Here is a 6,638-nt window from a genome sequence, read left to right as displayed (position 1 = left end):
GCCCCCCCGCGCGGGGGGCGCGCGGCTCCACCTCACAACGCCCGGGGCGCGTCTTTTTCTGGTGCCGGGGGGGGGGGTTTTTGTGGTGGGGGGGTGGGGGGGGGCCCCCCCCCCCCCCCGCGACCTGTGGTGGACGAGCCGTTGCGGTTGCAACAGCCCGATGGGGTCACGGCATGCGCCGTGACCCTCGGGTGTTCAGACTAGTTCTGCTGGAGACCTGCGTGGAACGGGAAGCCGAGCTTGCCCAGGAGGGCGCGTCCTTCTTCGTCGTTCTTTGCCGTCGTGACGACGGTGATGTCCATACCGCGCGTGCGGTCGATCTTGTCCGGGTCGATCTCATGGAACATTACCTGCTCCGTGAGGCCGAACGTGTAGTTCCCGTTGCCGTCGAACTGGCGGTCGTTGAGACCGCGGAAGTCGCGGATGCGGGGAAGGGCGAGCGAGAGCAGGCGGTCGAGGAACTCCCACATGCGGTCGCCACGCAGCGTAACGTGCGCACCGATGGGCTGGCCCTCACGCAGCTTGAACTGCGCGATGGACTTCGTCGCCTTCGTGACCTTGGGCTTCTGGCCGGTGATCGCCGTGAGGTCCGTGATGGCACCTTCGATGATCTTGCCGTCGCGAGCAGCCTCGCCAACACCCATGTTCACAACGATCTTCACGAGACCGGGAACCTGGTGGACGTTGCTCACGCCGAGTTCTTCCTGCAGCTGAGCCTTGAGCTCTTCGCGGTACTTCAGCTTGAGACGGGGCTGGATTTTGCCAGCCTCCGTGGCGATGTCCGTCATGTCTACTCGTCGTCCTTCTTCTTCGATGCGGCGGCCTTGGCCTTGGTCGCGGGCTTCTTCTCGGCCTTTTCAGCCTTTGCCTTCTCAGCCTTGACAGGCTTCGCTGCGCGGCGAGAGGGCTTGAAGACGCGCGTGCGCACCGTCTTGGTGACGCCATCCTTCGTGACCTCTTCGACCTTCACACCGGTGCGAGCCGGCTGCTTGGTCTCGGGGTCAACGAGGGCGACGTTGGAGATGTGGATGGGAGCCTCGACGGTCTCGAGGCCACCCGTCTTCGTGCCACGCTGCGTCTGTCCGACGCGCACGTGCTTGGTCACGAAGTTGATGCCCTGGACGAGAACGCGGTTCTCGTCGCGGAGCACCTCGAGCACTTCGCCCTGCTTGCCGCGGTCTCCACCGCGAGCCTGGCTCGGGCCCGAGATGACCTGGACCAGGTCTCCCTTGCGGATCGTTGCCATGGGTTAAATCACCTCCGGCGCGAGCGACACGATCTTCATGAACTTCTTGTCGCGGAGCTCGCGACCGACCGGTCCGAAGATTCGAGTGCCACGCGGCTCGTTGTCACCCTTGAGGATGACCGCTGCGTTCTCGTCGAACTTGATGTACGAGCCGTCGGGACGACGGGTCGACTTGACTGTGCGAACGATGACGGCCTTGACGACCTCACCCTTCTTGAGGTTGCCGCCAGGGATCGCGTCCTTGACGGTCGCGACGATGACGTCACCGATTCCCGCGTAACGACGGCCGGAGCCACCGAGAACACGGATCGTGAGGAGTTCCTTGGCGCCGGTGTTGTCGGCGACCCGGACTCGGGATTCTTGCTGAAGCATCTGTCAAATTCCTTCGCTGAGCGGTCGAAGAGGCGAGGCCTACTTCGCCTTCTCCAGGATCTCGACCAGGCGCCAGCGCTTGGTAGCGCTGAGGGGACGGGTCTCTGCAATCAGGACGAGGTCGCCGATGCCGGCCTGGTTGTCGGCGTCGTGCGCCTTGACCTTGCTCGAGCGGCGGAGCACCTTGCCGTAGAGGGGGTGCTTGACGCGCTCTTCGACCGAGACGGTGATGGTCTTGTCCATCTTGTCGCTCGTGACGTAGCCGCGCCGGGTCTTGCGGTAGTTGCGCTCGAGCGCTTCTTCCGCTGCCTCGGGCTGTGTCGTGCTTTCAGCCATTACTTGGTCTCCTCGTTCTCAGCCTCGGGCGCAGCCGCAGGGGCTTCGGCCTTCTTCGAAGCCTTGGTGGCCTTCGACTTCTTGGCCGGCTTCTCGACCGGGGCCGGGGTTGCGCGGATCCCGAGCTCACGCTCGCGGATCACCGTGTAGATGCGCGCGATGTCGCGCTTGACCTGACGGATGCGTCCACGCTCTTCGACCTGGTTGGTCACAGCCTGGAAGCGCAGGTTGAACAGCTCTTCCTTGGCCTTCTTGAGCTCCTCGACGAGACGTCCGTCTTCGAAGTTGTCGAGCTCGGTGGTGGCGAGCTCCTTGGTACCAATCGCCATGATTACTCGCCTTCCTCGCGCGAAATGATGCGTGCCTTGAGCGGCAGCTTGTGGATGGCGCGGGTGAGGGCCTCGCGGGCGAGCTCCTCGTTGACGCCAGCGACCTCGAAGAGGACGCGACCTGGCTTGACGTTGGCAACCCAGGAGTCGACGGCACCCTTACCGGAACCCATGCGGGTTTCGGCGGGACGAGCGGTCATCGGGCGGTCCGGGTAGATGTTGATCCAGACCTTGCCGCCACGCTTGATGTGGCGGGTCATCGCGATACGAGCTGCCTCGATCTGACGGTTGGTGACGTAAGACGGGGTGAGCGCCTGGATACCGAACTCGCCGAACGTGACGGTGTTGCCACCCTTCGACATTCCGCTGCGGTCCGGACGGTGCTGCTTACGGTGCTTGACTCGACGTGGAATCAACATGGTTACGCCTCAACTCCTGCGGCGACCTGCTTCTCGTTGTCGCGGCGCGGGCCACGGCGTGAGCGGTCGTTACGGTCCCCACGGGACGACTTCTGGTTGGCCTGTTCGCGGGCGAGTTCCTTGTTGGTCATGTCGCCCTTGTAGATCCACACCTTGACACCGATGCGACCGTACGTGGTCTTGGCCTCGTAGAAGCCGTAGTCGATGTTGGCGCGGAGCGTGTGCAGCGGAACGCGTCCCTCGCGGTAGAACTCCGAGCGGCTCATCTCAGCGCCGCCGAGGCGGCCGGAGACCTGGATGCGGATGCCCTTGGCACCTGCACGCTGAGCGCCCTGGAGGCCCTTGCGCATTGCACGGCGGAAGGCGACGCGAGCAGAGAGCTGCTCGGCGATGCCCTGCGCGACCAGCTGAGCGTCAGCCTCGGGGTTCTTGACCTCGAGGATGTTCAGCTGGATCTGCTTGCCCGTGAGCTTCTCGAGGTCAGCGCGGATGCGCTCGGCCTCGGCTCCGCGACGGCCGATGACGATGCCGGGGCGTGCCGTGTAGATGTCGACGCGAACGCGGTCACGCGTGCGCTCGATCTCGATGCGGGAGACGCCGGCACGGTCGAGTGTCTTCTGGAGATACTCGCGGATGCGGATGTCTTCCTTCACGTAGTCGCTGTAGCGCTGACCCGGCTTGGTCGAGTCTGCGTACCAGCGGGAGACGTGGTCGGTCGTGATTCCGAGACGGAAGCCGTACGGATTGATCTTCTGGCCCATTACTTGCTGCTCCCCTTCTCGGCCTCGGCGAGCTCCGGCGTCGCCAGCACAACCGTGATGTGGCTTGTGCGCTTGTTGATGCGGAATGCTCGTCCCTGTGCACGCGGACGGAAGCGCTTGAGGGTTGCACCCTCGTCTACGAACGCCTTGGCGATGTAGAGGTCGCGCTCGTCAAGGAACTGGCTGTCCTTGTCTGCCTTGACTCGTGCGTTGGCGATTGCGGATGCAACAACCTTGTAGACCGGCTCAGAGGCACCCTGCGGTGCGAACTTCAGGATCGCGAGCGCTTCAAGCGCCTGCTTGCCGCGGATCAAGTTGACGACGCGACGAGCCTTCTGAGGGGTGACGCGGATGTGCCGCACGCGGGCGGTCGACTCCACCATGTTTTCCTCCTTCACGTCGCCGCGTTAGCGGCGACGACCCTTCTTGTCGTCCTTCTCGTGTCCACGGAAGGTGCGGGTCGGTGCAAACTCGCCGAGCTTGTGGCCGACCATGGTTTCGGTGACAAACACGGGGATGTGCTTGCGACCGTCGTGCACGGCGATGGTGTGGCCGAGCATGTCCGGCACGATCATCGATCGGCGCGACCAGGTCTTGATGACGTTCTTCGAGCCAGCTTCGTTCTGCTTGACCACCTTCTGGAAGAGGTGTTCGTCGACGAAGGGGCCCTTCTTGAGACTGCGAGGCATCTTCTGATCTCCTACTTACGCTTCTTGCCGGCAGGGCGACGGCGGACGATGAGCTTGTCGCTCTCCTTGTTGGGGCGACGGGTGCGGCCTTCTGGCTTACCCCAGGGGCTCACCGGGTGACGTCCACCGGAGGTGCGACCTTCACCACCACCGTGCGGGTGGTCGACCGGGTTCATGACGACACCACGGACCGTCGGGCGCACGCCGAGCCAGCGCTTGCGGCCGGCCTTGCCCAGGTTGATGTTCGACTGCTCGGCGTTGCCGACCTCGCCGATCGTTGCGCGGCAGCGCACGTCAACGTTGCGGACCTCGCCGCTCGGAAGACGAAGCTGGGCGTAGGGGCCGTCCTTCGCGACGAGGCGAACGGATGCGCCTGCGGAGCGTGCCATCTTCGCGCCGCCGCCTGGGCGGAGCTCGATGGCGTGGATGACCGTACCGGTCGGGATGTTGCGCAGCGGGAGGTTGTTGCCCGGCTTGATGTCGGCGCCAGCGCCCGACTCGACGATGTCGCCCTGCTTGAGCTTGTTCGGAGCCAGGATGTAGCGCTTGGTTCCGTCGAAGAAGTGCAGCAGCGCGATGCGAGCGGTGCGGTTGGGGTCGTACTCGATGTGAGCGACCTTGGCGTTCACGCCGTCCTTGTCGTTGCGACGGAAGTCGATGACGCGGTACTGGCGCTTGTGGCCACCACCGATGTGACGGGTCGTGATGCGTCCCTGGTTGTTGCGTCCACCCGACTTGGTCAGGGGGCGGAGCAGCGACTTCTCAGGGGTCGAGCGCGTGATCTCGGTGAACTCGGACACCGAGGCTCCACGACGACCAGGCGTCGTGGGCTTGTAATTGCGAATAGCCATGTGAATTCGTCCTCTGTGCTCTCGATTAACCGGCGTTCGAGAAGATGTCGATGGTGCCGGACTTGAGCGAGACGATGGCGCGCTTGGTGTCCTTGCGCTTGCCGAGCCCGAAGCGGGTGCGGCGCGTCTTGCCCTGGCGGTTCAAGGTGTTGACCTTGTCGACCTTGACGTCGAAGATCTGCTCGATGGCGAGCTTGATCTCGGTCTTGTTCGAACGGGGGTCGACCTCGAAGGTGTACTTGCCCTGGTCGATCAGGCTGTAGCTCTTCTCGGAGATCACCGGCGCGAAGATGATGTCGCGCGGGTCCTTGTTGTTTGCGCTCATGCGCCCTGCTCCTTGCTGGTCTTGCTCTCGACGAACGCGTCGTAGGCAGCCTTCGTGAAGAGGATGTCGTCCGAGACGAGCACGTCGTAGGCGTTGAGCTGGTCCGCGAAGAGCACGTGGAGAGCCTTCAGGTTGCGGACGCTCAGCAGGCTGAGCTCATCGCTGCGGTCGAGGACGACGAGGATGTTGCGGCCCGTCGCGACCTTGGCGATCGCTGCGGCTGCGACCTTGGTCGAGGCCTTCTCGCCGGTGACGAGGGAGTCGACGATGTGCAGGTGGCCACCGCGTGCGCGGTCGCTCAGTGCGCCGATGAGGGCGGCTGCAATCATCTTCTTGGGGGTGCGCTGCGAGTAGTTGCGCGGCGTGGGTCCGTGGACCACTCCACCACCCGTGTGCTGCGGCATGCGCACCGAGCCCTGGCGTGCGCGGCCGGTTCCCTTCTGCTTGAACGGCTTGCGACCCGAACCGGAGACCTCGCCGCGGTTCTTCGTCTTGTGCGTGCCCTGACGAGCAGCTGCACGCTGTGCGACGACGACCTGGTGGATCAGCGGGACGTTGGTCTGCGCATCGAAGATGGCAGCAGGCAGCTCGACCGAGCCGGACTTCTTGCCGGCTGCGTCGATGACGTCAATCTTGGTTGCCATAGGAAACTAGGCCCCCTTCACTGCGTTGCGAACGAAAACGAGGCGACCCTTGGGGCCGGGCACAGCACCCTTGACGAGGAGGATGCCCTTCTCGGCGTCGGCTGCGTGAACCGTGAGGTTCTGGACGGTGACGCGGTCGCCACCCATGCGGCCAGCCATGCGCGTGCCCTTGAAGACACGGCTCGGGGTCGCGGAGGCACCGATGGAGCCCGGACGACGGTGGTTCTTGTGCGCACCGTGCGAGGCTCCAACACCGGAGAAGTTGTGGCGCTTCATGACACCGGCGAAGCCCTTGCCCTTGCTGGTGCCGACGACATCGATCTTGGTGCCGGGCTCGAACGTGTCTGCGCCGAGCTCCTGGCCGATCGTGTACGAGGCTGCGTCAGCGGTGCGAAGCTCGGTGATGTGGCGGCGCGGCGTGACGCCCGCTGCTGCGAACTTGCCGGCTGCCGGCTTGTTCACCTTGCGCGGGTCGATGGCGCCTGCGGCGATCTGAACGGCTTCGTAGCCGTTCTTCTCGACGGTCATGATCTCGGTGACGACGTTGGTGCTCACCTGGATGACCGTGACGGGGACGAGACGGTTTTCAGCGTCCCAGACCTGGGTCATACCGAGCTTCGTGCCCAGCAGTCCCTTGAACGTCTTGGTAGCGGTAGACATGTGTTT

At 64.3% G+C, this 6,638-nt stretch carries 12 protein-coding genes and 1 pseudogene; all 13 read right to left on the bottom strand.

The genetic code is table 11. The features are described 5' to 3' along the window. Positions 1-200 precede the first annotated feature (200 nt). Entirely contained in the window at positions 201-788 is a 588-nt protein-coding gene (gene rplE, locus ACPYN9_RS06240; protein WP_424464891.1) for a 50S ribosomal protein L5, read from the bottom strand. A 113-nt stretch (positions 789-901) separates the two neighbouring features. Next, positions 902-1,246 (bottom strand): annotated as a pseudogene (rplX, locus tag ACPYN9_RS06235) (50S ribosomal protein L24); the annotation flags it as partial. 3 nt (positions 1,247-1,249) lie between these two features. Beyond that, positions 1,250-1,618: a 50S ribosomal protein L14 gene (gene rplN, locus ACPYN9_RS06230; protein ID WP_068479273.1), complete on the bottom strand. Its 369-nt coding sequence runs from the start codon at positions 1,616-1,618 to the stop codon at positions 1,250-1,252. 39 nt (positions 1,619-1,657) lie between these two features. After that, on the bottom strand, positions 1,658-1,954 hold the full coding sequence (gene rpsQ / locus ACPYN9_RS06225; protein ID WP_424464889.1) for a 30S ribosomal protein S17: 297 nt from the start codon (positions 1,952-1,954) through the stop codon (positions 1,658-1,660). Next, positions 1,954-2,283, bottom strand: coding sequence for a 50S ribosomal protein L29 (gene rpmC, locus ACPYN9_RS06220; protein ID WP_068479277.1), 330 nt, complete (start codon positions 2,281-2,283; stop codon positions 1,954-1,956). Before rpmC ends, rpsQ begins: the two co-directional genes overlap by 1 nt. A 2-nt stretch (positions 2,284-2,285) precedes the next feature. Then, a complete protein-coding gene (gene rplP, locus ACPYN9_RS06215; protein WP_424464886.1) occupies positions 2,286-2,702 on the bottom strand; it encodes a 50S ribosomal protein L16 in 417 nt (138 codons plus the stop codon). 2 nt (positions 2,703-2,704) lie between these two features. Beyond that, positions 2,705-3,463 (bottom strand): 30S ribosomal protein S3, encoded by a 759-nt coding sequence (rpsC, locus tag ACPYN9_RS06210; RefSeq protein ID WP_104242676.1) that lies wholly within the window; start codon positions 3,461-3,463, stop codon positions 2,705-2,707. Beyond that, positions 3,463-3,846, bottom strand: coding sequence for a 50S ribosomal protein L22 (gene rplV / locus ACPYN9_RS06205; RefSeq protein WP_068479284.1), 384 nt, complete (start codon positions 3,844-3,846; stop codon positions 3,463-3,465). The genes rpsC and rplV overlap by 1 nt, the downstream gene beginning before the upstream one ends. 24 nt (positions 3,847-3,870) lie before the next feature. Further along, positions 3,871-4,152 (bottom strand): 30S ribosomal protein S19, encoded by a 282-nt coding sequence (gene rpsS / locus ACPYN9_RS06200; protein WP_068479286.1) that lies wholly within the window; start codon positions 4,150-4,152, stop codon positions 3,871-3,873. Between the two features lie 11 nt (positions 4,153-4,163). Beyond that, on the bottom strand, positions 4,164-5,003 hold the full coding sequence (rplB, locus tag ACPYN9_RS06195; protein WP_424464883.1) for a 50S ribosomal protein L2: 840 nt from the start codon (positions 5,001-5,003) through the stop codon (positions 4,164-4,166). A 25-nt stretch (positions 5,004-5,028) separates the two neighbouring features. Continuing rightward, on the bottom strand, positions 5,029-5,328 hold the full coding sequence (gene rplW / locus ACPYN9_RS06190) for a 50S ribosomal protein L23 (protein WP_424464882.1): 300 nt from the start codon (positions 5,326-5,328) through the stop codon (positions 5,029-5,031). Continuing rightward, on the bottom strand, positions 5,325-5,972 hold the full coding sequence (gene rplD / locus ACPYN9_RS06185) for a 50S ribosomal protein L4 (protein ID WP_424464880.1): 648 nt from the start codon (positions 5,970-5,972) through the stop codon (positions 5,325-5,327). The genes rplW and rplD overlap by 4 nt, the downstream gene beginning before the upstream one ends. 6 nt (positions 5,973-5,978) lie before the next feature. Continuing rightward, positions 5,979-6,632, bottom strand: a complete 654-nt coding sequence (gene rplC, locus ACPYN9_RS06180; RefSeq protein WP_104242682.1) for a 50S ribosomal protein L3 — start codon at positions 6,630-6,632, stop codon at positions 5,979-5,981. Positions 6,633-6,638 lie beyond the last annotated feature (6 nt).

The organism is Pseudoclavibacter helvolus (assembly GCF_049707175.1).
GTDB lineage: Bacteria > Actinomycetota > Actinomycetes > Actinomycetales > Microbacteriaceae > Pseudoclavibacter > Pseudoclavibacter helvolus_A.
This window is presented reverse-complemented; position numbering and strand designations above follow the sequence as displayed.